At 65.8% G+C, this 24,846-nt stretch carries 17 protein-coding genes, 1 tRNA gene, 1 pseudogene and 1 riboswitch; of the genes and pseudogenes, 13 read left to right on the top strand and 6 right to left on the bottom strand.

The window, feature by feature from the left end:
• Positions 1-173 precede the first annotated feature (173 nt).
• Positions 174-1,616 (top strand): efflux transporter outer membrane subunit, encoded by a 1,443-nt coding sequence (locus ISP25_RS02650; protein ID WP_404611465.1) that lies wholly within the window; start codon positions 174-176, stop codon positions 1,614-1,616.
• Positions 1,617-2,025: 409 nt separating this feature from the next.
• Here the strand turns inward: ISP25_RS02650 and ISP25_RS02645 are convergent, their stop codons facing one another.
• Positions 2,026-3,717 carry a hypothetical protein gene (locus ISP25_RS02645; protein WP_404611463.1) on the bottom strand — a complete coding sequence of 564 codons (1,692 nt, stop codon included), beginning with the start codon at positions 3,715-3,717 and terminating at the stop codon, positions 2,026-2,028.
• Positions 3,718-3,946: 229 nt separating this feature from the next.
• Between ISP25_RS02645 and rnt the strand changes: the two genes are divergently transcribed.
• The 6 genes from rnt (at position 3,947) to phoU (ending at position 9,392) form a co-directional block, all read left to right on the top strand.
• Complete coding sequence (gene rnt / locus ISP25_RS02640; protein ID WP_404611461.1) at positions 3,947-4,573, top strand: ribonuclease T; 627 nt, start codon at positions 3,947-3,949, stop codon at positions 4,571-4,573.
• 160 nt (positions 4,574-4,733) lie between these two features.
• Positions 4,734-5,747: a phosphate ABC transporter substrate-binding protein PstS gene (gene pstS / locus ISP25_RS02635; protein ID WP_404612062.1), complete on the top strand. Its 1,014-nt coding sequence runs from the start codon at positions 4,734-4,736 to the stop codon at positions 5,745-5,747.
• Positions 5,748-5,898: 151 nt separating this feature from the next.
• Positions 5,899-6,858: a phosphate ABC transporter permease subunit PstC gene (gene pstC, locus ISP25_RS02630; RefSeq protein WP_404611459.1), complete on the top strand. Its 960-nt coding sequence runs from the start codon at positions 5,899-5,901 to the stop codon at positions 6,856-6,858.
• Positions 6,858-7,727: a phosphate ABC transporter permease PstA gene (gene pstA, locus ISP25_RS02625; protein WP_192160233.1), complete on the top strand. Its 870-nt coding sequence runs from the start codon at positions 6,858-6,860 to the stop codon at positions 7,725-7,727. Before pstC ends, pstA begins: the two co-directional genes overlap by 1 nt.
• On the top strand, positions 7,720-8,535 hold the full coding sequence (gene pstB / locus ISP25_RS02620) for a phosphate ABC transporter ATP-binding protein PstB (protein ID WP_404611457.1): 816 nt from the start codon (positions 7,720-7,722) through the stop codon (positions 8,533-8,535). Before pstA ends, pstB begins: the two co-directional genes overlap by 8 nt.
• A gap of 125 nt (positions 8,536-8,660) precedes the next feature.
• Positions 8,661-9,392, top strand: coding sequence for a phosphate signaling complex protein PhoU (gene phoU / locus ISP25_RS02615; protein WP_192160231.1), 732 nt, complete (start codon positions 8,661-8,663; stop codon positions 9,390-9,392).
• A gap of 135 nt (positions 9,393-9,527) precedes the next feature.
• Here phoU and ISP25_RS02610 read toward each other — a convergent pair whose 3' ends face one another.
• The 3 genes from ISP25_RS02610 to rnr are packed head-to-tail and all read right to left on the bottom strand — an operon-like array spanning position 9,528 to position 13,074.
• Positions 9,528-9,788, bottom strand: a complete 261-nt coding sequence (locus ISP25_RS02610) for a CBU_0592 family membrane protein (RefSeq protein WP_404611455.1) — start codon at positions 9,786-9,788, stop codon at positions 9,528-9,530.
• On the bottom strand, positions 9,785-10,531 hold the full coding sequence (rlmB, locus tag ISP25_RS02605; protein ID WP_404611453.1) for a 23S rRNA (guanosine(2251)-2'-O)-methyltransferase RlmB: 747 nt from the start codon (positions 10,529-10,531) through the stop codon (positions 9,785-9,787). Before rlmB ends, ISP25_RS02610 begins: the two co-directional genes overlap by 4 nt.
• The gene (gene rnr / locus ISP25_RS02600; RefSeq protein ID WP_404612060.1) at positions 10,528-13,074 is read right to left on the bottom strand and encodes a ribonuclease R; all 2,547 of its coding nucleotides are present in this window, start codon (positions 13,072-13,074) and stop codon (positions 10,528-10,530) included. Before rnr ends, rlmB begins: the two co-directional genes overlap by 4 nt.
• Before the next feature lie 160 nt (positions 13,075-13,234).
• Between rnr and ISP25_RS02595 the strand changes: the two genes are divergently transcribed.
• Positions 13,235-13,319 (top strand) — tRNA-Leu (locus ISP25_RS02595).
• A 76-nt stretch (positions 13,320-13,395) separates the two neighbouring features.
• The gene (locus tag ISP25_RS02590) at positions 13,396-14,013 is read left to right on the top strand and encodes an HAD family hydrolase (RefSeq protein WP_404611451.1); all 618 of its coding nucleotides are present in this window, start codon (positions 13,396-13,398) and stop codon (positions 14,011-14,013) included.
• Here ISP25_RS02590 and ISP25_RS02585 read toward each other — a convergent pair.
• A complete protein-coding gene (locus tag ISP25_RS02585; RefSeq protein ID WP_192160225.1) occupies positions 14,010-14,420 on the bottom strand; it encodes a VOC family protein in 411 nt (136 codons plus the stop codon). The genes ISP25_RS02590 and ISP25_RS02585 overlap by 4 nt on opposite strands.
• Positions 14,421-14,583: 163 nt before the next feature.
• Positions 14,584-14,677: riboswitch (glycine riboswitch) on the top strand.
• A gap of 35 nt (positions 14,678-14,712) precedes the next feature.
• Here ISP25_RS02585 and gcvP point away from each other — a divergent pair.
• A complete protein-coding gene (gene gcvP / locus ISP25_RS02580; protein ID WP_404611449.1) occupies positions 14,713-17,634 on the top strand; it encodes an aminomethyl-transferring glycine dehydrogenase in 2,922 nt (973 codons plus the stop codon).
• Between the two features lie 192 nt (positions 17,635-17,826).
• Here gcvP and ISP25_RS02575 read toward each other — a convergent pair whose 3' ends face one another.
• Positions 17,827-20,457, bottom strand: coding sequence for a M1 family metallopeptidase (locus ISP25_RS02575; protein WP_404611447.1), 2,631 nt, complete (start codon positions 20,455-20,457; stop codon positions 17,827-17,829).
• A 193-nt stretch (positions 20,458-20,650) separates the two neighbouring features.
• On the opposite strand from ISP25_RS02575, the pseudogene ISP25_RS02570 reads away from it, so the two are divergent.
• The 3 genes and pseudogenes from ISP25_RS02570 to ISP25_RS02560 all read left to right on the top strand — a co-directional run.
• Positions 20,651-20,949: pseudogene (locus ISP25_RS02570) on the top strand (hypothetical protein); the annotation flags it as partial.
• Between the two features lie 251 nt (positions 20,950-21,200).
• Positions 21,201-23,348 carry a 5-histidylcysteine sulfoxide synthase gene (gene ovoA / locus ISP25_RS02565; protein WP_404611445.1) on the top strand — a complete coding sequence of 716 codons (2,148 nt, stop codon included), beginning with the start codon at positions 21,201-21,203 and terminating at the stop codon, positions 23,346-23,348.
• A gap of 195 nt (positions 23,349-23,543) precedes the next feature.
• Entirely contained in the window at positions 23,544-24,707 is a 1,164-nt protein-coding gene (locus ISP25_RS02560) for a MalY/PatB family protein (protein WP_404611443.1), read from the top strand.
• Positions 24,708-24,846 lie beyond the last annotated feature (139 nt).

The raw sequence follows: 24,846 nt of genomic DNA, 5'->3' as shown, positions 1-24,846 counted from the left end.
GTGTCGAGCGCAGCGAAGCGAAGCTTCGTGCGGTCGAAACACCGGAGATGCCGCGGTCGACAGCAATTCGACTTCCTCGCTCCTCGGAACCTCGCCATCCATGGCCACTCCCCGCGTCGCGCATTGGCGCCACGCTCAGTGCGGACGGGAGTGTACGGACAAGTTCCAAGGCCATGCGCCGCGTTCGACCGGCGGCGCTGGCACTGGTGTTCGCCGGCCTGCTGGCCGGCTGCTCGCTGGCCCCTGTCTACAAGACACCGGCGGTACCGGTGCCCGCCGCGTACAAGGAAGGCACCGGCCTGTGGACACGTGCAGCACCCGCGGATATGAGCCCGCGCGGCGACTGGTGGACGGTGTTCAACGACCCGGAGCTCGACCGGCTCGAGCAGTTGCTCGATGCGAACAGTCCGTCGCTCGCGATCGCGCTGGCTCGCTACGAACGCGCCAGCGCATTCGAGAGCGAAGCGCGTGCGGGACTGTTCCCGCACCTCGGTGTCGGCGGCAGCACCAGCGACGACCGTCAATCGAACAACCGCCCGTTGCGCGGTTCCAACCAGCCCAACGAATACGACGACGATACCGCGCAATTCGGCGCCGGCTACGAATTCGACCTGTGGGGCCGTATCCGCAACGAAGTCGCCGCCGGCCACGCGCAGGCACAAGCTGCGCAAGCGGACCTGGCGTCGGCCAAGCTCAGCCTGCAAGCCCGGCTGGCGAACGAATACATCCAACTGCGCGGTTACGACCTCCAGGCGAAAATCCTGGACAGCTCGCTGCAGGCCTATCAGCAAGGCCTGACCCTCACTCGCAACCGCATGCAGGGCGGCATCGCCTCCGGCCTGTCGGTGGCGCGCGCGCAGAACCAGCTGTCCGATGCCCACGCCCAGATCGACGAGGTGGCGGCGCAGCGCGCGCTGACCGAACACGCCATCGCCACCCTGATCGGCGTGCCCGCTCCTGACTTCACGCTGCCCGCCTCGCAGGAAGAAATACAGCCGCCGACCATCCCCGCCTCGGTGCCATCCACCTTGCTGCAGCGGCGGCCCGACATCGCCGCGGCGGAACGGCGCACCTTCGCCGCCAATGCCGGCATCGGCGTGGCGCGCGCGGCGTTCTTCCCCGACATCGGCATCTCGGGCATGTACGGCTGGCAGGACACCGGCGAAGGCAACCTGTTCTCCTTCGGCAACCGCATCTGGGCATTGGGCCCCTTCGTCTCCTTGCCCCTGTTCGACGGCGGCCTGCGTCGCGCGCGCGCGCGTCAGGCACACGCCGAGTTCGATGAAGCCTCCGCGCAATACAGGCTCACCGTACTCGACGCCTTCGAACAGGTGGAGGACAGCCTCTCGCTGTTCACCCGACTCACCCACGAAGCACACGACCAGGATGCCGCCGCCAGCGCGGCGCAGGCCGCCCAGCAAATCGCCACCAACCGCTATACCGAGGGCATCATCAACTATCTGGACGTGGTCACCGCGCAGACCGCCTACCTCAACGCCAAACGCGCCGCGGAACAGGTGCGCACGCGCAGGTTGCAGGCCAGCGTGGCGCTGGTGCGCGCACTGGGTGGTGGATGGAAGGTGGCGATGCTGGAGAAGCCGCCGGCGAAGCCGTAGGAAGCGTCGAGCTTTCTTTCGGTTTCGGTGGGCGGTATTGAACGCCTGCTGCAAGGAACAAAGCGGTTTCGGTCGCCTGCCGGCGCCCGAGTTACTTCTCTTTGCTGGCCCACGCGGTCGCAGGAACGATGGCGAACGGCGAAGTCGGCCCTAAGGCGGAGGGCAGGATGCCCGGAGAGCGTCGCCTCGGGGTGGCCTTCTCTTTGGGTTGCTTTTCTCTTGGCCATGCAAGAGAAAAGTAACTCGGCCACCGGCAGGTGGACGAAACCGCCTTGTCAATTGCGATAGCACAAAAGGCAGAAGCATCAATAGAAAGCACAAAAGCAAACGGCGGGCATCATGCCCGCCGTTTTCCGTCCCAGGGTAGAACTCCTTACGATAACCTTGACGCTTCTCCGTCGCCCGCTGATCAGAACGGGTAGTAACGCAGGCTGGTGAACACCATGTTGTCCGGAGCGGACGGCGCGTTGCCATTGATGTCGCTGAACAGCTTGCGCGTGACATGCGAGACCTGGGTGCCGAACTGCACCTTGCCGAACTTGCCCTGGTAGAACTTCCACCAGAAGCCGAGCGTCTGCTCGGCGACCTGACGGGTCTGGCCCGTGCAATCGCTGGGCGCGCCGTAGGTCATGCATTCGCTGTTGTTGTAGCCCAGGAGCTCGCTGCCGTAGCCGAAGGCCTTGCCGTTTGCACCGGCGGTCAGATAGCTGTCCTGCTGTTCGCGGCCGCCGGCGGCATACACATCGAGCGCGTCGGTGGCGTGCCAGGTCAGCGTCGCGAGCAGCATGTTTTCCTTCAGCGGATGCGGAGCGCCGCTCGGGTCGTAGGTGATGTCGTTCAAGCCGGTGGTGCCGTAGCGGCCAATGCCCTTGCCGGTCATGCCCGAGAACTGGAAGTCCAGCACCTTCGGAACCAGCGGCAGCACCATGCCCACACCAAAGCCGCCGCCATGCGCCGTCTGGTTGCTGGTCGCCGCCGGGCCGCCGTTGGCGGTCGTCGGCGTGACGCGGGTGGTGAATTCACGCGTGATGCCGAACACTTCGTAGTGGCCCCAGCCCGGATCAGCCGCGAACTTCACGATGACGTCCGGGAACTTGTTGAGCGAAACCGAGTTGAGGCTGTCATACAGGCTGCCGGCGCCAACCGTCGCGGTCGACGTCGCATATCCCTTGGAGCCCGGACCGGCCACGGAGCCGATGCCCGCCGTCTGCGGATTTTCCACCGAGATACCCAGCCACCAGGTCTTGTCCCAATCCTTCACGAGGCGCAGCTGTGCCTGGCGAGCCCAGGTAAAGCCCGCCTGGTACTGGGCGTCGATGGTCGGCGGCAGCACTTCCTTGAGCGGGGTGATGCCCTTGCTGTCGAGGGTCAGCAGCGACCAGGCCTGGCCGCCCAGCAGGTGCAGGCCGTAGTCGTCCCAATCCACGTTGGTCCACAGCTGGCGCATGCGCAGGTTGAACGAGTTGCTCTCATTCATGTTTGCCGTCTGCGCGCCGCCGAGGAAGTCCGTCTCGTAGTAGCCGGTCACATGGGTGGAGTCGTTGATGTCGCCCTGCGCCATGATCGAAATGCGGCTCTGGCGCGCGCTGTAAAGGAACTGGCTGTTCTTAGCGTTGGTCACCGGATAGCTGGTGGTCGCACCGGTGCTGGTGTTGATCGGCGCGGTGCTCGTGCCGCCCATGAACGGAACGGCGGTGAACTTGGTGGCGACGTCATCGGCGGTGTCGCGCGAGCGATACGCCGTTTCAGCCGCCAGGAAGCCGCCGAAGGTCCACTTCACGCCGCCGGAGCCGCCCAGCGTGTCACCGAGCTTGGTCGCCACGGTCTGCTCGGCCTGCTGCACCTGGGCCTGCGTCGCCTGCACCTGCTGCTGGGTGGCCTGTACGGTCTGCGCTGTCTGCTGCTGCTGCTGTTGTTGGGCAGACGACTGCGACTGCAGATCGTCGACCTTCTGCTGCAGCGCCGCGATCTCGGCCTTCATCTGCGCAAGTTCGCTGGCGGTCAGCGTCACTTTCTGATTGCCGGATGTCTGGGCCATCGCCGAGACGCTGGTTACGCCCAGACCAGCGGCAATCGCCACTGCGAGGATCTTGGAACGCATGTAATTTCTCCACTTGGTCGAATTGAACCGCCACGGTTGCGCCACTCAAGCCCCTGGCAACCAAGCGGGGTCGACGTAAAGAATGCGTTGGCCGTTTTACTGCCATGTGGATGTTTTGTTACAGATCGAAGACAGCGCACCTCCCCTGAGTGCCCCACCGCATTCGCGGCCGGTGCGCAACGGCTGATATGCTTCATCAATGGGGTTACTCAACAACATGGCCAGCCGCATGGCCGAACGTTTTCGCGGCTTTCTTCCGGTGATCGTGGACGTGGAGACCGGCGGTTTCGACGCCGAGCGCGATGCCCTGCTGGAAATCGCCGCGGTCGCCGTGGGCATGGATGCGCAGGGTTTCGTACATCCGCTGCCCACCGTGCAAGCTCATGTGCATCCCTTCCCCGGTGCCAATCTCGACCCGCGCGCGCTGGAAATCACCGGCATCGACCCAGGCAACCCGCTGCGCGGCGCGCTGGACGAACAACTGGCGCTGGAACACATCTTCAAGGCGGTTCGCGTCGCGGTACGCGACAACGGCTGCCAGCGCGCGATCCTGGTCGGCCACAATGCCGCGTTCGATCTGGGTTTCGTCAACGCCGCGGTGCGCCGCACCGGCAACAAGCGCAACCCCTTCCACCCTTTCAGCTGCTTCGACACGGCTACGCTGGGTGGCCTGGCCTACGGGCAGACCGTACTGGGCAAGGCGGTGCAGGCCTCGGGCCGCAACTTCGACACCCGCGAGGCGCATTCGGCGATCTACGATGCCGAGATCACCGCCATGCTGTTCTGTGACATCGTCAATCGCTGGCGGCAACTGGAAACGCTGGAACGCAACCGGGTCGACTTGGACGCGGGCTGAGAGCCTGCCCTGCCTCCGGAGGCCCTCGCCTGCCGGATTGTCATCTGCCTGAAACATTCATCTCATTTCATTGCAACACGCCGACGCTGCAATGGCGGGCAACCGGGCGCACGCCCCGTGCACACCAAGGAGCCACCACGTGTTCACCTCTTCCCGTTCCATGTTCCGCCTCGGCGCCATCGCCTTTGCCGCCGCCTGTGCGCTGGGCAGCCTGTCCGCGCAAGCCACCGACATCACCGGCGCGGGCTCCAGCTTCGTCTATCCGGTGATCTCCAAGTGGTCGGCCGCCTACGCGGAGAAGACCGGCAACCGCGTCAACTACCAGTCCATCGGCTCGGGCGGCGGCATCGCCCAGATCAAGGCCGGCACGGTGGATTTCGGCGCCAGCGACATGCCGCTGGACGAAACCACACTCGGCCAGTTCGGCCTGGCCCAGTTCCCCGACGTGATCGGCGGCATCGTGCCGGCGTTCAACGTCACCGGCGTCGCCCCGGGCAAGCTGGTGCTGGACGGCAAGACGCTCGCGGGCATCTTCCTCGGCACCGTCGCCAAGTGGAACGACCCGGCCATCGCCGCGCTGAACCCGGGCGTGAAGCTGCCCGACGCGAAGATCACCGTGGTGCATCGCTCGGACGGCTCGGGCACCACCTTCAACTTCAGCGACTACCTCTCCAAGGTCGACGCCACCTGGAAGGCCAAGGTGGGCGAAGGCACGGCGGTGAACTGGCCGACCGGCATCGGCGGCAAGGGCAACGAGGGCGTGTCGGCGTACATCCGCCAGATCCCGAATTCCATTGGCTACGTGGAATATGCCTACGCGCTGAAGAACAACATCGGTTACGCGGTGATGAAGAATGCCGCCGGCAAGGTGGTGCAGCCGAACACGGCCAGCTTCCAGGCCGCCGCCGCCACCGCCGACTGGGCGAGCGCGAAGAACTTCAACCTGCTGATGACCAACGCCCCGGGCGCCGGTGCGTGGCCGATCACCGCCACCTCGTGGGTGATCGTGTACAAGCAGCCGAAGAACGCCGCCAACGGCAAGGTCATCCTCGACTTCTTCAAGTGGTCCTACGAGAACGGCCAGGACGCCGCCCGCTCGCTGGACTACGTGCCGCTGCCCACCAACCTGGTCGGCCAGATCGAGAACTACTGGAAGACCGAGATCAAGCAGTAAGCGCAAGCCTCGAAACCCCTCCTCCTCCGGGGGAGGGGTTGGGAAGAAGATTCGGGCATGGCGATACGTATCGCCATGCCCGAACCCTCATCCGGCCCTTCGGGCCACCTTCTCCCCAAGGGAGAAGGAGAAACCTCATCGCGAACATCGCATGTCATCGATCCCAGCCACCGACGTCGACCAACGCAGCCGCCGCGACGCGCGCCACGACGCATGGTTCCGCACGCTGCTGAAGTGCTGTGCGCTGCTGGTACTGGCGACCCTGCTCGGCGCCGCGCTGTCCACGCTGTGGGGCGGGCGCGAGGTGTTGTTCAAGGGCGGCTTCCATTTCCTCACCAGCGACACCTGGAATCCGGTCACCGACGACTACGGCGCACTGGCGCCGATCTACGGCACCCTGGTCACCTCGTTGATCGCGCTGGTGCTGGCGGTGCCGGTGAGCTTCGGCATCGCCCTGTTCCTTACCGAGATCGCTCCCAACTGGTTGCGCGGCCCGGTAGCCACTGCCATCGAACTGCTGGCCAGCATCCCGTCGATCATCTACGGCATGTGGGGCCTGTTCGTGTTCGTGCCGTTCATGGCGAACATCGAGCCGGCGCTTTCCGACACGCTGGGCAAGCTGCCGCTGGTCGGCAAGCTGTTCCAAGGCCCGCCGCTGGGCTTGGGCCTGCTCACCGCGGGCATCGTGCTGGCGGTGATGATCCTGCCCTTCATCTGCTCGGTGATGCGCGAGGTGTTCCAGACGGTACCGGTGCGCCTCAAAGAATCCTCCTACGCGCTGGGCTCGACCACCTGGGAAGTGGTGTGGGACATCGTGCTGCCCTACACGCGCTCGGCGGTGATCGGCGGCGTCTTCCTCGGCCTCGGCCGCGCGCTGGGCGAAACGATGGCGGTGACCTTCGTGCTCGGCAACGCCTACGACCTCAGCGGCTCGCTGCTGATGCCCGGCACCTCGATCTCCTCCTCCATCGCCAACGAGTTCAACGAGGCGGTGGGCACGCACCGCTCGGCGCTGGTCGCGCTGGGCTTCCTGCTGTTCGTGGTGACCTTCATCGTGCTGCTGATCGCGCGCCTGATGCTGCGCCGGCTGTCGCGCAAGGAGGGCAACTGATGGCCGCCTCCGTCTACCTGCGCCGTCGCATCGTCAACGTGGTGGCGCTGGTGTTGAGCGCTTGCGCCACCCTGCTGGGCCTGCTGTTCCTGGCGTGGATCCTGTGGACCACACTGAAGAGCGGCCTCGGCGCGATCACTCCGCACCTGTTCACCCGGATCACCGCCTACGCCGACCAGGGCGGCCTGTCCAACGCCATCGTGGGCAGCCTGATCATGGATGTCATGGCGCTGCTGATCTGCGCGCCGATCGGCGTGCTCGCCGGCACCTTCCTCGCCGAATACGCCAACCGCACCCGGCTCGGCGCCACCATCCGCTTCCTCAACGACATCCTGCTGTCGGCACCGTCCATCGTGCTGGGCCTGTTCGTTTACGTGATCGTGGTGCTGCCGATGTCCAGCCTCACGCATGGTTCGGTGTCGTTCTCCGGCCTCGCCGGTTCGGTGGCGCTGGCGCTGATCGGCCTGCCGGTGATCGTGCGCACCACCGACGAAATGCTGCAGCTGGTGCCGGGCACACTGCGCGAGGCCACGCTGTCGCTGGGCATCCCGCAGTGGAAGATGACCATACAGGTGCTGATGCGCGCAGCCACTTCCGGCATCGTCACCGGCGTTCTGCTGGCGCTGGCGCGCCTGGCGGGCGAAACCGCACCGCTGCTGTTCACCGCCTTCGGCAACAACTTCATGACCGTGCATCCGCTGGACAAGATGGAAAGCCTGCCGGTGGCGATCTACCAGTACACCAACGACCCCAGCCCCGACCTGCATGCCATCGCCTGGGCCGGCGCCCTGCTGATCACGCTGTTCGTGCTTGCGCTCAGCCTGCTGACCCGAATGCTGTTCTCCCGCCACAAGGTGCGTTATGACTGACCTCGCCGCGAGTGCCGCGAACGCCACGGCGAACACCGCCGCGGCTTCCGCCACGCGTACCAAGATCGCGGTGCGCGACCTGCACTTCTACTACAACGGTGCCCATGCGCTGAAGGGCGTCGCCATGGATATCCCGGAAAAGCAGGTCACCGCGATCATCGGTCCTTCCGGCTGCGGCAAGTCCACCCTGCTGCGCATCTTCAACCGCATCTACGCGATCTACCCGAAGCTGGAAGCCAAGGGCGAAGTGCTGCTGGACGGCGAGAACATCCTCGACCCGAAGTATTCGATGAACCGCCTGCGCAGCAAGGTCGGCATGGTGTTCCAGAAGCCGGTGCCGTTCCCGATGACCATCTTCGAGAACGTGGCCTACGGCATCCGCCACCACGAAAAACTCGGCAAGGCCGAGATGGCCGAACGCGTGGAGCAGGCGTTGCGCCGCGCCGCACTGTGGGACGAGGTGAAGGACAAGCTCGGCAAGAGCGCGCTCGGCCTCTCCGGCGGCCAGCAGCAACGCCTGTGCATCGCGCGCGGCATCGCGCTGAAGCCCGAGGTACTGCTGCTGGACGAACCCACTTCGGCACTCGACCCCATCGCCACCGGCCGCATCGAGCAGCTGGTGGAGGAACTCAAGCGCGACTACACCATCGTCATCGTCACCCACAATATGCAGCAGGCTGCACGCGTCTCCGACCGCACCGCCTTCATGTACATGGGCGACCTCATCGAGTTCGATGTCACCGAGAAGATCTTTACCAAGCCCTCGAAGAAGCAGACCGAGGATTACATCACCGGGCGGTTCGGCTGATCCATCGAAGCCCTCTCCCTCCGGGAGAGGGTTCGGGAACCCTTGGCACAGCACTCCGCCCGAACCTCATCCGCCCTTCGGGCACCTTCTCCCGGAGGGAGAAGGGAACAACCACGAGGTACACCATGAGCACTGGCAAAGAACACATCATCAAGAGCTACGACGACGAGCTGGCGCGCCTCACCGGCGAGCTGGTGCGCATGGGCGAGCTGGCGGTGAGCCAGCTGGAAGCAGCGATCGACGTGGTGGAACGCCGCGACGAACGCGCCGCCCAGCACGTGGTGGGCAACGACGACGCCATCGACCAGCTCGAACAGGAAATCAGCCACGACGTGGTGCGCCTGCTGGCGCTGCGCGCACCGATGGCGGGCGACCTGCGCAACGTGTTCGCCGCGCTGCGCATCGCCGCCGACATCGAGCGCATCGGCGACTACGCCGCGAACGTGGCCAAGCGCTCCATCCCGCTGTCGATGGCCGCCCCGATCAACCCCACCAGCGGCCTGGCCCACCTCGCTGAACTGGCTGCCGCCGAAGTGCGCGAAGTGCTGCGCGCCCACCGCGACCGCGACGCCGAGCGTGCCTATCAGGTGTGGAAGGACGACGTGGAGCTGGACGACGCCTATACCGGCTACTTCCGCCAGTTGCTCACGTACATGATGGAAGATCCGCGCAACATCACGCCGTGCACGCATCTGCTGTTCATGGCCAAGAACATCGAGCGCATCGGCGACCACGCCACCAATATCGCCGAGAACGTGTGGTACCAGGTCACCGGCGAGCCGCTCACCGCCCAGCGCAACAAGCGCGACCTCACGGCGAACCCGGAAATGCCGAAGCTGGGCGATCGCGGGGACTGAGGCAGGTTCCACAGCCGACTACCGGAATCGTCATGCCGGTGCGGGCCGGCATCCAGGGATTGTGCGGCTCGTACAAGCTGATCGCTGCTGGATGCCGGCCTGCGTCGGCATGACAAGCAATGCGTGCGACGCATTTCAGCGCTCGAGGCGCCTCAGCTTCACCCCACGCGCAATGCCGTAGATGCCAATGGCGATCCATGCCACCTCGAGCAGGAACGCCGACCAGTTGAAGCTGCCGAACGTCAGCGACAGCAGCACGCCGAACGCACCGAAGATATTCATGAGCTGGTAGCCCAGCTTGTTGCCATGCAGCTTGCGGGCCTGCAGCAGGAAGTACGCCAGCAGCACCAGCAGCACGCCGAGGTAGCCGGTCCAGTCGTACCAGTGGAAGGTCATCGCGATGCGCTCCGTTGCCGCAGGGCTTCGAACAATACGACACCGGTAGCCACGGAAACGTTGAGGCTTTCCATCGCGCCCGGCATCGGGATCTTCGCCGTGAAATCGCAGGTCTCGCGCGTGAGCCGGCGCAGGCCTTCGCCTTCGCTGCCCATCACCAGCGCCACCGGCCCCTTGAGGTCGATGCCGTAGATCGACTGGTCAGTATCGCCAGCCAGTCCAGTGATCCACACGCCGGCATCCTTGAGGACGCGCAGCGTGCGCGCGAGGTTGGTCACCGCGATCAACGGCACGCGATCCGCGCCGCCCGCCGAGGCGCGACGCACCACCGGCGTGAGGCCCACGGCGCGATCCTTCGGCACGATCACGGCGGTGACATTGGCCGCCGCCGCACTGCGCAGACAGGCGCCGAGATTATGCGGATCGGTGACGCCGTCCAGCACCAGCACCAGCGCCGAGCCACCCGCCTGCTCCAGCAATTCCGGCAGGTCGCCTTCCGTCGCCATCGCGGGCGCTTCGTACAACGCCGCCACGCCCTGATGGCGCGCTTCGCCGGCAAGCTTGTCGAGCTGCTCGCGCGGGCGATGATGCACCGGGATCTTCAGTGCCTTGGCGCGTTCGGCCAGTTCGTGCACGCGCGGGTTGCGCTGGCCGTTTTCGACCAGCAGCTCGCACACGCGCGCGGCATCGTTGTTCAGTGCGCCATCGACCGGGTTGATGCCGACGATCCAGTGTTCGTTCATTTCCTGCCTTTCGGTTTCGGTGGCCGCGCGGCCGATTTCTTCGTGGCACGCGGCGCTTTCTGTGTGCTCTTGTGCGGCTTGCCGTCGGCCTTCGCCGCGGCAACCTGCCCTGCCGGCTTGCGCGAACGCGCGGCAGCGGGCGGCGGATTATCGCGCGGCGGCGGCACGGTGGGGGACACCGGTTGCTCGCGCCGGCCGAACATGCGGCCAATCGCCTTCGCCGCCTTGCCGACCATGCCCGGCGCCTTGCTGCCGGGCAGCGAATAGCGCTCGCCCGACGCAGCATAATCGTAGGCCCGAGCCACGCGCGTGGGCGGCGTGACGGAAGCGCGCGGTGCGGCCAGCCGGAAGTCGATCTTGCGGTCTTCCAGGCTGGCGCGCAGCACCTGCACCCGCACGTGATCACCCAGCCGGTACTGCGCGCCGCTGCGTTCGCCCTTCAGCATGTGGCGCTGCGGGTCGAAGTGGTAATAGTCGTTGCTGAGCTGACTGATGTGGACGAGGCCGGACACCTTGGATTCGTCCAGTTCCACGAACAGGCCGAACGAGGTAACGCCGGTGACCACGCCCGCGAACTCCTCGCCCACGTGCTTGGCCATCCATGCGCATTTGTAGCGTTCGTCCACGTCGCGCTCGGCTTCCTCGGCACGGCGCTCGCGCTGCGAGCAATGCACCGCCATCGTGGCCATCTGCGCGGGCGTGTATTCGTAGCTGGCCGGTTTGCCGCCGGTGAGCGCGTAGCGGATCGCACGATGCACCAGCAGGTCCGGGTAACGGCGGATCGGCGAGGTGAAATGCGCGTAGGCCGAAAGCGCCAGGCCGAAGTGGCCGCGGTTGTCGGGCTGGTAGGCCGCCATGCTCTGCGCGCGCAGCAGCACGCTCTGGATCAGCTCGCGCTCGGGGCGCTCGGCCACCAGGCGCAGCACATCGGCGAAATCGGCCGGCGTCACCTCTTCCACGGGCGGCATGCGCAGCTTGAACTCGCGCAGGAACTGCTGCAGGTCTTCGTACTTCTCCGCCGGCGGCGGCTCGTGGGCACGGAACAGTGCGGGAATCTTCTTCTTTTCCAGGAAAAGCGCCGCCTGCACATTGGCGGCGATCATGCATTCCTCGATCAGCTTGTGCGCGTCGTTGCGCTCGGTGGCGCCGGCCGACTCCACCTCGCCGCGCTGGTCGAGGCGGAACTTCACTTCCGGAGTCTCGAAGTCGATGGCGCCGCGCTGCTTGCGTTGGGCGGCCATCGCCTTGTACAGCACATGCAGGTTTTCCAGCTGCGGCAGCACGTCGGACACCGCGTCGAGGGCGCCGGGCTCGCGCAGACCCACGGCCTGCCACACCTGGTCGTAGGTGAGCCGCGCGTGCGAACGCATCACCGCCGGATAGAACTTCGACTTCGCTACTTCGCCGTCGGCGTCGACGACCATGTCGCAGACCATGCACAGCCGCTCCACCTTGGGATTGAGCGAGCAGATGCCGTTGGACAGCGTCTCCGGCAGCATGGGCACCACGAAGCCGGGGAAATAGGTGGAGGTGCTGCGCTCGTACGCCTCGCGATCCAGCGCAGTACCCACCGGCACGTAGTGCGACACGTCGGCGATGGCGACGACCAGCCGCCAGCCGCCGCCACGCTTGGGTTCGGCGTATACGGCATCGTCGAAGTCGCGCGCATCCGCACCGTCGATGGTCACCAGCGGCAGCTTGCGCAGGTCGACACGGCCTTCGCGCTCGGCGGCGGTGACCTCGGGCTCCACCTCGGCTGCATCGCGCAATACCTCGGCCGGCCACTCATGCGGCAGGTCGTGGCTGGCGATGGCCATCTCGATCAGCAGCGAAGGTTGCAGGCGTTCGCCCAGCACGGTGCGAATCACGCCCAACGGGCCGCGATGCGGCGTGGGCGGATCGGTGATTTCGGCCACCACGATCTGGCCGGCGCGCGCGCCCTGCGTCTCGCCGGGCGGGATCATCACGTCCTGGTGCAGGCGGCGGTCGTCCGGCGCCACCAGGGTCACGCCGTTCTCCACCACCACGCGGCCCACCAGCCGCGGCGAGCGCCGCTGCAGCACTTCGGCAATCGCGCCCTGGCGACGTCCGCGCCGATCCACGCCGACCACGCTGGCCAGCACGCGATCGCCATGCAGCACGCCGCGCATCTGCTGCGGCGAGAGGTAAAGATCATCGCCACCCTCGTCGGGGCGCAGAAAGCCGTAACCCTCGGCATTGGCCAGCACCACGCCGGGAATCAGGTCGAGCTTCTTCGCCGGCGCATAGCCGCCGCGGCGCCCCAGCAGCAACTGGCCATCGCGCACCATCGCGCCGAGGCGCTTGTGCAGCGCGAACAGGTCGTCGGATTCGTGCAGCGCCAGCACCTCGGCGATGCGCGCCTCGGTGAGCAGTTCGCCGCGCTCCTCCAGCAGGGCGAGGATGGCCTCGCGGCTGGGGATGGGGCGCTCGTAGCGCTGCGCCTCGCGCTCGGCCTGCGGGTCGCGCGTGGCGCCCTTGCGCTTGCCGGCCGGCGGTTTCGCGCTCGCGCGCTTGTCTTGCATGTTCTTGTTGTTCTTCTTGGTCACGAAATTACCTTGTATGGATGGCTGCGCCACGAGCGGCACAACCGAAAAATGGAAAGCGTCAACAAAGTGTTGACAGGAGCTGGGCAGATGCCTAATCTACGCGGCTCACGCAGCCCGAAAGGCACGCGCGACACCTGCCCAGGTGGCGGAATTGGTAGACGCACTAGTTTCAGGTACTAGCGGGTAAAACCGTGGAGGTTCGAGTCCTCTCCTGGGCACCAATTGTAGACGAAGCCCGCAGCGATGCGGGCTTCGTCGTTTTTGCGATTCGCACGCGCCGCAATGGGTGAGCTGCCGATGACGTCCTCGCCGCATGTCCTTGCCTCCCGGCGTCATTGGGTTTTCGATCTCGATGGCACGCTGACCGTCGCCGTGCACGACTTCGCCGCGATCCGCCAGGCTCTGGGCGTTCGCGACCACGAAGACATCCTTGCTCACATCGCCGCACTGCCTGCGCACGAAGCCGATGCGAAGCGCGTGTGGCTGCTTGAGCACGAGCGCGGGCTTGCGGTGGCTTCGCGCCCTGCCATGGGCGCGATCGCACTGGTCCGCTCGCTCGCGGCGCGCGGCTGCCGGCTCGGCATCCTCACCCGCAACCTGCGCGAACTGGCCCTGCTTTCGCTGGAGGCGATTGGCCTGGCCGACTGCTTCGACCCGGCCGACGTGCTGGGCCGCGAAGACGCACCACCGAAGCCCGACCCCGCCGGGCTGCACCGCCTGGCCGAACATTGGGCAATCGATCCTGCCCTGCTGACCATGGTTGGCGACTATGCCTACGACCTGGCTTGTGCCCGCGCTGCCGGCGCACAGGCCGTGCTGGTGAACTTGCCGCTGAACCCATGGCCTGATCTGGCCGACTGGCATTTCGTCGATTGCGGCGACCTGGCTGCGGCACTGGGTGCCACGGCCGGCTAGATATCCGATGCCGGCCCCTTGAGCTCGATCATGTTCCCCTGCGGGTCGTAGCAATAGATCGAAGGCCCTTCGCCACGCGCGCCGTAGCGCATACCCAGCTCGCCGATACGCACGCCATGTGCCTCGAGATGCGCGAGGATCGCCGCTTCGTCGTACTTCTCAACGCGCAGGCAAAGGTGATCCATGTTGTGGCCCTCCCTGCCCGGCGCCGCGCCGCCATGGCGACCCAGCTTGCCCTCCACCCCGACCAGGTCGATCAACGACGCACCGGCGCGCAGCTGCAGCAGGCCGATCTCGTCCTGCCGGCGCTCTTCGCGGCAACCCAGGACATCGCAATAGAAATGCCGCATCGCCTCGACGTCGATGGCGCGCAGCACGACATGGTCGATTTCGCCAATGCGGATCATGGCGGCTCCGGGAAATGGGGAACCCGGAGCATAGCGCTACGCTTGGCCCTCCCCTGTATAATTGCCGGCGAAACGCATGGTGGGAGAAGCGGCCGCTCCACGAGAGCGCACCGCTGCCGAAGGCGCAACGCCCGTAATCGCTCAGGCCCCATACCATCCTGCGCAACAGCACTCTGGAGAGAGCGGTTCGATCCGCCGCCGAAGGGGCACGAGGTTCACGCCTCCAAACTCTCAGGCAAAAGGACAGAGGGGCGCCCGCGTGCGGCATGCACGCAGACTTCGGACGCCCTTCATGAGCCAGAACACTCCCTCCCTGCGCGAGCTGGAAAACCACGACGCCTTCATCGCGCGCCACATCGGCCCCAACGACGCCGAGATCGCGCACATGCTGCGCACCGTCGGCCATGACTCGCTGGAGGCTATGACCGACGCGATCGTGCCCGCGAAGATCAAGTCCGCCGCGCCTCTGGCGTTGCCCGTCGCGATGAGCGAGGTGGAGGCGCTGGCGAAGATCCGTGCCATCGCGGACAAGAACAAGGTGTTCAGGAGCTTCATCGGCCAGGGCTATTACGGCACGCACACGCCCAACGTCATCCTGCGCAACATCCTGGAGAACCCGGCGTGGTACACGGCCTATACGCCGTACCAGGCGGAGATCTCGCAGGGCCGCATGGAAGCGCTGATCAACTTCCAGACCATGTGCGCCGACCTCACCGGCATGGAGATCGCCAACGCCTCGCTGCTGGACGAAGCCACCGCGGCGGCCGAGGCGATGACGCTGGCCAAGCGCTCGGCCAAGGCCAAGGGCAACGTGATCGTGGTGTCCGGCGATGCACATCCGCAGACCATCTCGGTGATGCAGACGCGCGCGGAGCCGCTGGGCTTGACGGTCAAACTGGTCAACTCCGCCGAGGAATGGGACGCCGCGATCGCCGCGGACGACTATTTCGCCGCGCTGATCCAATACCCGGCCAGCAGCGGCTGGTTGATGGACTGGAGCGAAGATGTAGCGAAGGTCCATGCCAAGGGCGCACTGGCCATCTTCGCAAGCGATCTGCTGGCACTGACCCTGCTCAAGCCGCCGGGCGAGATGGGCGCGGACATCGTGATCGGCAACTCGCAGCGCTTCGGCGTGCCGTTCGGCTTCGGCGGCCCGCACGCCGCCTTCATGGCCTGCCGCGATGCATACAAGCGTTCGATGCCGGGTCGCCTGATCGGCGTCTCCATCGACGCCGAAGGCAACAAGGCCTACCGCCTCACCCTGCAGACGCGCGAGCAGCACATCCGTCGCGAGAAGGCCACCAGCAACATCTGCACCGCGCAGGTGCTGCTCGCCGTGATGGCCTCGATGTACGCCGTCTACCACGGCCCGGAAGGACTCACCCGCATCGCCACGCGCGTGGCGCGCCTCGCCGCCATCCTCAGGGCCGGCCTGCAGCAGCTCGGCTTCACCGCCAGCCACCACGAGACCGCGTTCGACACGATCAGCCTGAAGACCGGCGAGCGCACCGACGCCATCGCAGCGCGCGCGGTGGCGCTGGGCGCCAACCTGCGCAAGGCCTGGGGCGAGTACCTGTGCATCTCGCTGGACGAGACCACCACCCGCACCGACATCGAGCTGCTGTGGCGCATCTTCGGCGGCGACGACGCCACGCTGCCCAGCATCGACGCGCTGGACACCAGTGCGCCTTCGCTGATCCCGCAGGCGCTGCGGCGCACCTCGGCCTTCCTCACGCACCCGGTGTTCAACACCCACCACAGCGAGCACGAACTGCTGCGCTATCTGCGTGCGCTGGCCGACAAGGACCTGGCCATGGACCGCACGATGATCCCGTTGGGCTCGTGCACGATGAAGCTCAACGCCACCGCCGAGATGATCCCGGTGACGTGGCCGGAATTCGGCAACATCCATCCGTTCGCGCCCGCCGCGCAGACGCAGGGCTACGAAGAACTGATCGCCGGGCTGGAAGCGCAGCTGGTGGAGATCACCGGCTACGACGCGGTGAGCCTGCAGCCGAACTCGGGCGCTCAAGGCGAATACGCAGGACTGCTGGCGATCCGCGCGTACCACCAGTCGCGCGGCGAAGGCCATCGCGACATCTGCCTGATCCCCGAATCCGCTCACGGCACCAACCCGGCCTCCGCGCAGATGTGCGGCATGCGCGTGGTGGTGACCAAGTGCGACGCCAACGGCAACGTCGACCTGGAAGACATCCGCGTGCAGGCCGAGAAGCATTCGGCCAACCTCGCAGCGATCATGCTCACCTACCCGTCCACCCACGGCGTGTTCGAGGAAGACGTGGTGGCGATCTGCGACATCGTCCACCAGCACGGCGGCCAGGTGTACACCGACGGCGCCAACATGAACGCGCTGGTGGGCGTGGCCAAGCCCGGCAAGTGGGGCTCGGACGTCAGCCATCTCAACCTGCACAAGACCTTCTGCATCCCGCACGGCGGCGGCGGCCCGGGCGTGGGCCCGTGTGCGGTGCGCTCGCACCTCGCACCGTTCCTGCCGGGCGCGCTGGGCAACGACGGCGCGCGCACGCAGGGCACCGGCAACGGCCCGGCGGTCAGCGCCGCCACCTTCGGCAGCGCCTCGATCCTGCCGATCTCGTGGATGTACATCACGCTGATGGGCACGGCGGGCCTGCGCAAGGCCACCCAGGTGGCGCTGCTCAACGCCAACTACATCGCCAAGCGCCTCGCCGCGCACTACCCCACCCTGTACACCGGCCGCAACGGCCTGGTGGCGCACGAGTGCATCCTCGACCTGCGCCCGATCAAGGACGCCACCGGCATCAGCGCGGAAGACGTGGCGAAGCGCCTGATCGATTTCGGCTTCCACGCGCCCACGCTGAGTTTCCCGGTGGCCGGCACGCTGATGGTGGAGCCGACCGAGAGCGAATCGCAGCACGAGCTGGACCGCTTCATCGACGCGATGATCCAGATCCGCGACGAGATCCGCGCCGTGGAGGAAGGCAAGCTGGACCGCGACGACAACCCGCTGCGCCACGCCCCGCACACCGCGTTCGCGGTGAGCGCCAGCGAGTGGACGCACGCCTATCCGCGCGAGCTGGCCGCCTTCCCGCTGCCTTCGCTGAAATTGCAGAAGTACTGGTCGCCGGTGGCCCGCGTCGACAACGTCTACGGCGACAAGAACATCATGTGCGCCTGCATCCCGGTGGATGCGTACAAGGAAGAGATCGAGGCGTAAGTCTGCACATCGCGGCGCAAAGTAAAGCAAGACCCCGCTCCCGGCGGGGTTTTGCTTTTGGGGAACTGCATTCTTGTTGCGCGGCGTCGGTATAGGCCGTCGTTCCCGCGAAAGCGGGAACGACGGCTCAGGCGCGGGGAACACACGATGATGCAAACTTGAAGACCGTCGCAGCCGTTCGCTGCGTCAGCCTCACCATCCGTTCTGCTTCAACCAGGCATCGATCTGCGGCGTCTGCCGTTTCCGTACTTCGGCACCGTGGCGAATGATGTTTATCACTGTATCGGCACTGCTGCGCGCATCGGGCGCGATGTGCGCCGCGGCGAACGCCTGGATGCGGTCGATGATCTTCGGATCGTTCGATCCCCAGGCCAGATCAGGGTAAAACTCTGCACGGTCATTGGGTCCGACCATCGCATCCACCTGCACGCGATGCGCCACCGCAAAATCGAAAGCCAGCTCCGGATGCAGAAAGCTCACGCTGGTGAACATCGCGCTGCCGTTGGTGCCGATCTCCGGGGTCAGTGCCAGATTAAGCGCGCGTGTCGCCAGTCCCTCGTCTTCGGGCAGGGCGAGCATCTCATAGAGCTTCTGCCGTACCAGCAGTGCTCCCTCATTTCTGGCCATGGCCAGAAGCCGATTCCACGTATCCGCATCGGCCTGGCGCGCAACCACGTAGAGCACGTTCTGGCGCAAATCGCCGGAGGATGCTTTCGGCAGGTTGAGAAAGCGCTGCCGTGCTTCGGCGGTGATCCGCGCATCGCCCAAGGTAGCCAGGGCGGCGATCAGCTGCGTACGCAGCACCTTGTACGACGCCCGCTCGCCCGGCTTGGGCAGCCAGCCCACGTGCTCAAACACCGCCTCCAGCCGTGCCGTGGCAAACCGGCGATAGCGCTCACGCGCGGCCGGATCGGTACGAAAATTCGCATCGAATTCGGACAGGTGCCGGGCGACATCCCACCAGAACATGGGGTTGCTGGCAGGCGACGCCGCCTTCACCAGCTCGAACGGCTCGGATACCGGTTGTATGCCGGCCATCGACAAAGCCCAGGCGTTGTCGAACTCGCCCATCTGATCCGTGCGCGAAAGCTTCTGGAAATTCGCATTGATCGCCGCCAGCAGTGGCGGCGAGTACAGGGAATGGTAGTAACCGCTCTGTCCCGCGTTCACCAGCAATGCGCCACAGCCCGGCAGTTTCAGCGTCGCACCGCCCACCACCAGTTGCCGAACCCGCGGCTGCCCGATCACCTGGGCGATCACCGGCACCCGCCAGTGCAACGGTGCTTTGTCCGGCTGGTCCACCGAGAACTCGCCCTGGCTCAACTGCACCGTGGTCTGGCCGTCCTGGCATGTCGCATCGGCCACACGCAGCAGCGGCACACCCGGCTGGGTAGTGAAATCATGCGCGATAGCGGCGACCGGCTCGGTCGTCTCGCCCGCCATGGCCTGCCACAGGTCTTCGGATACGGTATTGCCGTAGGCATGCCGCGCGATATACCGCTGCAGGCCGCGGCGCCAGGCATCTTCGCCGATGTAGCGCTCCAGCATCCCGATCAGCGCCTCGCCCTTGGCATAGGTGATCGAATCGAAGGCCTGCTGGCCTTGCTCGGGCGAAGTGACCGGTTCAATGATCGGATGCGTGGTCTTTTGCGCATCGATGCCCATGACACCTTCGCTGAACCACACGTTGTAGACGTCCTGCTCCCACTCCGGATGCAGCTTGCTGGTGGCGCGCAGGGCCATCCAGTTGGCGAAGCCTTCGTTCAGCCACAAATTGTCCCACCAGCGCATGGTGACCAGGTCGCCGAACCACATATGCGCCATCTCGTGCGCCAGCGTGTTGAATACCGTGCTCTTGTTCATCTCGCTGGAAATGGCCGGATCGAGCAGCATGTAGTCTTCGAACGAGAGGATTGCGCCCCAGTTTTCCATCGCCGCAGTACTGCTACTGCTGCCTGGCGCAAGCACGATATCCAGCTTCGGCAAGGGATAGCGCACACCGAAATAGGCGTTGTATTCGGGCAGGATGGCACGTGCGGATGCGAGCGCGAATTGGCCCTGCGCCACCGCGCTGCGCGGGGCCACCAGGCCGATATCCGTGCCGTCCACCCGGGTGCTGATGCGCTCGAAATCGCCCAGGGCGAAGAACAGCAGATACGTAGACATCGGCGGTGTGACGGCAAAACGCACCCGCTGCAGATCGCTGCCGACATCGTCCTGCGCAGCAACTGGCATATTGCTGACTGCCATTTCGCCCTTCGGCACGATCGCGGTCAATGCAATCGTGGCCTTGTAGGCCGGCTCGTCCCAGCATGGAAAGAAACGCCGCGCATCAGCATTCTCGAACTGGGTGTACAACACGCGCTGCGGGCCCTGCTTGCCCTGGTAATTCACCGCGAACAAGCCGAACGCCTGCGTGTTGACGACGCCGGCATAGTCGATGCTCAGCTGGTAATGGCCCACCGGCAGGCTGGCGGGAAAGGCAAACGTAGCCGTCTGCGCTTTTTTGTCCTGCATGATGCGCGGTGGATCGAAGTGTGCGCGATCAGGGCCGCCGCTCAGCACCGCTCGGGTCAGATCCAGGTCCAGCGCATTGAGCGTGATGTGTGCGGTGGGACGCAGTACATCGAGCGCGATCACCGCTTTGCCGTCGAAACGCATGGCTCGCGCGTGAGGCGTAATGGCGAGATCGTAATGGGTCGGACGCACATCCGTGGGCAGCTGCGTCGTCACCGCCAACGGCTGGGTATCCGCTGCAAGGGCATGACTTGCGCTCAGCAGCATCGCCGCCATCAGCGTCACCATTCCAAACAGCATCCGCATGGCTTTCCCCTGTCATGGACTCTTGCTGTTCGCTCGGCGTCCCATGCCAAGGACGCCTCGCCTCCGCATCATGCTGGCCGGAAAGTAGCACAAGGCAGACGCTCTTCGGCAGCGCATCGATCCCTCCGATCGTGTGGATGTACATCACGCTGATGAGCACAGCAGGCCTGCGCGATGCCACCCAGGTGGCATTGCACCGATCCGGATCTGCGACGAGGTCCGCGCGGTGGAGGAAGGCAAGCTGGACCGCGACGATAACCCGCTGCGCTACGCCCCGCTCACCGCGTTCGCGGTGAGCGCCAGCGAGTGGACCACACCTACCCGCGCGAGCTGGCCGCCTTCCCGCTGCCCTCGCTGAGACTGCAGAAGTGCTGGTCGCCGGTGACCCGCGTCGCCAACGTCTACGGCGACAAGAACATCATGTGCGCCTGCATCCCGGTGGATGCCTACAAGAAAGAAGTCGAGGCGCAAGCGCCTGGCGACAACGCGTAGGAGCGCACCCTGTGCGCGAAACGCTCTTCGCGAAGAACCCGATCGCGCACAGGATGCGCTCCTACGGTATCCGGCCCCGCCCCGTGCGCGGCTTTTTATTGGTGCGGCATTGAATCGCCGACGGCTCCCCGCATGTAGCCGGGATGGGTCCGCCTGGTGCAAGACCGGATCACACCGGTTGCCACGTGCCAGAATGCGAACTCCGCTGTGCCTGACGCCCATCCATTCCCCGGGATCGAGAGGTCATCGCCATGAACGCTTCCACGCTCGCCGAACCCAGCCAGCGCTCCGCCGCGACCGCGCCGCTGCCGCGCACGCCGAACCTGCATGAAGCCAATCCCGTGCGCATGCGCCAGGTGCTGCGCGACTACTTCACCAGCACCTTCGACCGCTACGAGTCGCTGTTCGAGACGCTCGCCGTCGACGCAGCCTGGTACGAACCTTCGATCACCCTGCGCCACCCGCTGATCTTCTACTACGGCCACACCGCCACCTTCTTCGTCAACAAGCTGCTGCTTGCACGCATGATCGAGCAGCGCATCGACCCGCACCTCGAGTCCGTGTTCGCGGTGGGCGTGGACGAGATGAGCTGGGACGACCTCGACGACACCCACTACGACTGGCCCGGCGTGCCCGAGGTGAAGGCCTACCGCGACAAGGTGCGCGCGCTGGTGCTGCGCCTGATCGACGAAGCGCCGCTGACCATGCCCATCGGCTGGGACCATCCATGGTGGACCATCGTGATGGGCATCGAGCACGAACGCATCCACCTGGAAACCTCGTCGGTGCTGGTCCGCCAGCACAAGCTCGCCTACGTGAAGCCGCATCCCGCATGGCGGCCATGCACGGAGAGCGGCGCAGCGCCGGAAAACACGCTGGTGAAAGTACCGGCAGGCAGTGTCGTGCTGGGCCGTTCCATCGATAGCGCGACCTACGGCTGGGACAACGAATACGGTCGGCACGAAGCCGAGGTGGCGGCCTTCGAGGCCAGCCGCTTCCTCGTGAGCAACGGTGAATTCCGCGCCTTCGTGGAAGACGGCGGCTATGCCCAGGCCGGCTGGTGGGACGAGGAAGGCAACGGCTGGCGCGAATTCGCCAAGGCCAACCATCCCACGTTCTGGCGCAGCTCGGCGGACGGCTGGAAGCTGCGCCTGATGACCGAGGAAGTGGCCATGCCATGGGACTGGCCGGTGGAAACGAACTACCACGAAGCCAGGGCGTTCTGCCGCTGGAAATCCGCACATAGCGGCCAGCCGGTGCGCCTGCCCACCGAAGACGAGTGGTACCGCCTGTACGCCGAAAGCCGTCGCGGCGCACCGCATGGGGAAACGCCGGGCGCGAACCTCAACCTCGCACACTGGGCCTCGTCCTGCGCGGTGAACCGCTTCGCGCAGGGCGAGTTCTTCGACGTGGCCGGGAATGCCTGGCAATGGACGGAAACGCCGATCTATCCGTTCGAAGGTTTCGCGGTGCACCCGATCTACGACGACTTCACCACCCCCACCTTCGACGGACGTCACAACCTGATGAAGGGCGGCTCGTGGATCGCCACCGGCAACGAGGCCGAGGCCGCTTCGCGCTACGCCTTCCGCCGCCATTTCTTCCAGCACGCAGGCTTCCGTTACGTGGTGTCCAAAAACATGAAACCCGCCCCCGCCTCGCACTACGAAACCGACAAACTGCTCAGCGAATACGCCGAGTTCCATTACGGCGACAGCTACTTCGGCGTGCCGAATTTCTCCAAGGCACTGGTCGACCTGGCGATGGGTATGCTCGACGGCTCGCCGAAGCGCAAGGCACTCGATCTCGGCTGCGCCTCGGGCCGCGCCAGCTTCGAGCTAGCGCGCCACTTCGGCCACGTGACCGGCGTGGATTTCTCCGCGCGCTTCATCGGCCAGGGCGTAGCGCTGGCAGGCGGCGACAGCCTGCGCTACCTGCTGCAGGACGAAGGCGAGCTGGTCGAATACAAGTCGCGCAACCTCGCCGAACTGGGCCTGGCGGACACCGCGGCCAAGGTGGAGTTCTTCCAGGGCGACGCCTGCAACCTCAAGCCGCAATTCAGCGGCTACGACTTCGTGCTCGCCGCCAACCTGATCGACCGCCTGTACAACCCGGCGCAATTCCTCGAAGCCATCCACGAACGGCTGAACCCTGGCGGCATCTTGATGATCGCCTCGCCCTACACGTGGCTGGCCGAGCACACGCCGCGCGCGGAATGGGTGGGCGGCTTCAAGAGGGACGGCGAAAGCTTCACCACGCTGGACGGGCTGGACGCGATCCTCGGCCAGCACTTCGAGCGGCTGGGCGAGCCACGCGAAGTACCCTTCGTGATACGCGAGACGCGGCGCAAGTTCCAGCACACCTTGTCCGAGGTGACCCTGTGGCGGCGGCGCGCGTGACGTGCCTCCCTGGCACAGGGACTACCTCACCGCCATTCCTGCGCAAGCAGGACAAGCGCGCAGCGCGCAGAAGGCCCGTAGGGCGGCCCCAAAGGGGCGAGCGCAGCGAGTCATCCAGTGCCTTTCCCGCATGAGGCAAAGGCACTGGACCTCGGCTTTCGCCGGGGTGACGAGCCACGCACCAGCAGGCCGCCCATGACTTTCGACTTCGACCAGCCCATCGACCGCCGCGGCAGCCATGCGCTGAAGTTCGACGGACGCCGGCAGAAATTCGGCAGCGACGAGGTCAGCCCGTTGTGGGTGGCCGACATGGATTTCGCCGCACCGCCGTGCGTGGTCGAGGCATTGCAGGAACGCGCCCGACACCCGATCTACGGTTACACGCAATACCCCGAAAGCCTGCAGCAGGCACTGGTCGGCTGGTGCATGCGCCGCCATCGCTGGCACGTCGAGCGCGACTGGCTGGTGCCGGCTTCCGGCGTGCTGGCCGCGTTGTCCGCCGCCATGCAGGCATGCACCAACGCGGGCGATGCGGTGATTGTGCAACCGCCGGTCTACCCCGGTTTCTTCCGTGCCGTGGAGGATGCCGGCCGACGATTACTGCACAACCCGCTGCGCGAAACCGGCGGCCGCTACGCGATGGACCTCGCGCAACTCGAACAGCAGGCCCGCGACGGCGCGCGCGCCCTGCTGCTGTGCAACCCGCACAACCCGGGCGGCCGTGCCTGGTCGCCGGACGAGCTCGGCGAAGTACTGCGCATCGCACGCCGCCACGGCATCACCGTGATTGCCGACGAGGTGCACGGCGACCTCGCGTTGCCCGGTGCCGGCTATTGCCCGCTGGGCAGTCTGGCGCAGGTGGACGACCGCGTCATTGCCCTGCTCTCGCCCGGCAAGACGTTCAACCTCTCGGGGCTGGCGCTATCTATGCTGGTAGCCAGGCGCGATGACCTGCGCACCGCATTGCGCAAGACGGTTGCCGCCATGCATCTGGGCGACGCCAGCCCCTTCGCCATCGCCGCGGCGGAAGCCGCGTGGCGCGAAGGCGATGCGTGGCTTGATGCGCTCAAGCCCTACCTGGGCGACACACGCGACCTCGTCGCCGACCGCCTGCGCACGCGCGTCCCTTCAATCCGCTTGCATTCGCCCGAAGCCGGCTACCTGCTGTGGCTGGATTGCCGCGGGCTGGGCATGGACGACGATGTGCTGCGCGACTTCTTCATCCAACGCTGCAAGCTCGGCCTGAACCCCGGCACCGACTTCGGCCCCGGCGGCGGCGGCTTCGTGCGCATGAACATCGGCACGCCGCGGTGTAATGTCGAGGCGGCGCTGAACGCCATCGAGGCGGCAACGACATGATGCTGCTCGCCAAAGCCATTGGCGGCTTTCGACCCAAAGCTGCCGTTCTAGGGCCGGGCGCCTCTGTCCGGCTTTGCGTTCAGTTGTTTGCCGGGCGTGGCAAAGATAAGCCGCTGCAAGAACTAATGAGTTGCGCAAG

Source organism: Rhodanobacter hydrolyticus, from assembly GCF_044904645.1.
This window is presented reverse-complemented; position numbering and strand designations above follow the sequence as displayed.

Bases quoted from the DNA above. Each gene is read 5' to 3' on its own strand.
- ISP25_RS02650 (WP_404611465.1), top strand. From the start codon at position 174: ATGCGCCGCGTTCGACCGGCGGCGCTGGCACTGGTGTTCGCCGGCCTG.
- ISP25_RS02645 (WP_404611463.1), bottom strand. From the start codon at position 3,717: ATGCGTTCCAAGATCCTCGCAGTGGCGATTGCCGCTGGTCTGGGCGTA.
- rnt (WP_404611461.1), top strand. From the start codon at position 3,947: ATGGCCGAACGTTTTCGCGGCTTTCTTCCGGTGATCGTGGACGTGGAG.
- pstS (WP_404612062.1), top strand. From the start codon at position 4,734: ATGTTCCGCCTCGGCGCCATCGCCTTTGCCGCCGCCTGTGCGCTGGGC.
- pstC (WP_404611459.1), top strand. From the start codon at position 5,899: ATGTCATCGATCCCAGCCACCGACGTCGACCAACGCAGCCGCCGCGAC.
- pstA (WP_192160233.1), top strand. From the start codon at position 6,858: ATGGCCGCCTCCGTCTACCTGCGCCGTCGCATCGTCAACGTGGTGGCG.
- pstB (WP_404611457.1), top strand. From the start codon at position 7,720: ATGACTGACCTCGCCGCGAGTGCCGCGAACGCCACGGCGAACACCGCC.
- phoU (WP_192160231.1), top strand. From the start codon at position 8,661: ATGAGCACTGGCAAAGAACACATCATCAAGAGCTACGACGACGAGCTG.
- ISP25_RS02610 (WP_404611455.1), bottom strand. From the start codon at position 9,788: ATGACCTTCCACTGGTACGACTGGACCGGCTACCTCGGCGTGCTGCTG.
- rlmB (WP_404611453.1), bottom strand. From the start codon at position 10,531: ATGAACGAACACTGGATCGTCGGCATCAACCCGGTCGATGGCGCACTG.
- rnr (WP_404612060.1), bottom strand. From the start codon at position 13,074: ATGCAAGACAAGCGCGCGAGCGCGAAACCGCCGGCCGGCAAGCGCAAG.
- ISP25_RS02590 (WP_404611451.1), top strand. From the start codon at position 13,396: ATGACGTCCTCGCCGCATGTCCTTGCCTCCCGGCGTCATTGGGTTTTC.
- ISP25_RS02585 (WP_192160225.1), bottom strand. From the start codon at position 14,420: ATGATCCGCATTGGCGAAATCGACCATGTCGTGCTGCGCGCCATCGAC.
- gcvP (WP_404611449.1), top strand. From the start codon at position 14,713: ATGAGCCAGAACACTCCCTCCCTGCGCGAGCTGGAAAACCACGACGCC.
- ISP25_RS02575 (WP_404611447.1), bottom strand. From the start codon at position 20,457: ATGCGGATGCTGTTTGGAATGGTGACGCTGATGGCGGCGATGCTGCTG.
- ovoA (WP_404611445.1), top strand. From the start codon at position 21,201: ATGAACGCTTCCACGCTCGCCGAACCCAGCCAGCGCTCCGCCGCGACC.
- ISP25_RS02560 (WP_404611443.1), top strand. From the start codon at position 23,544: ATGACTTTCGACTTCGACCAGCCCATCGACCGCCGCGGCAGCCATGCG.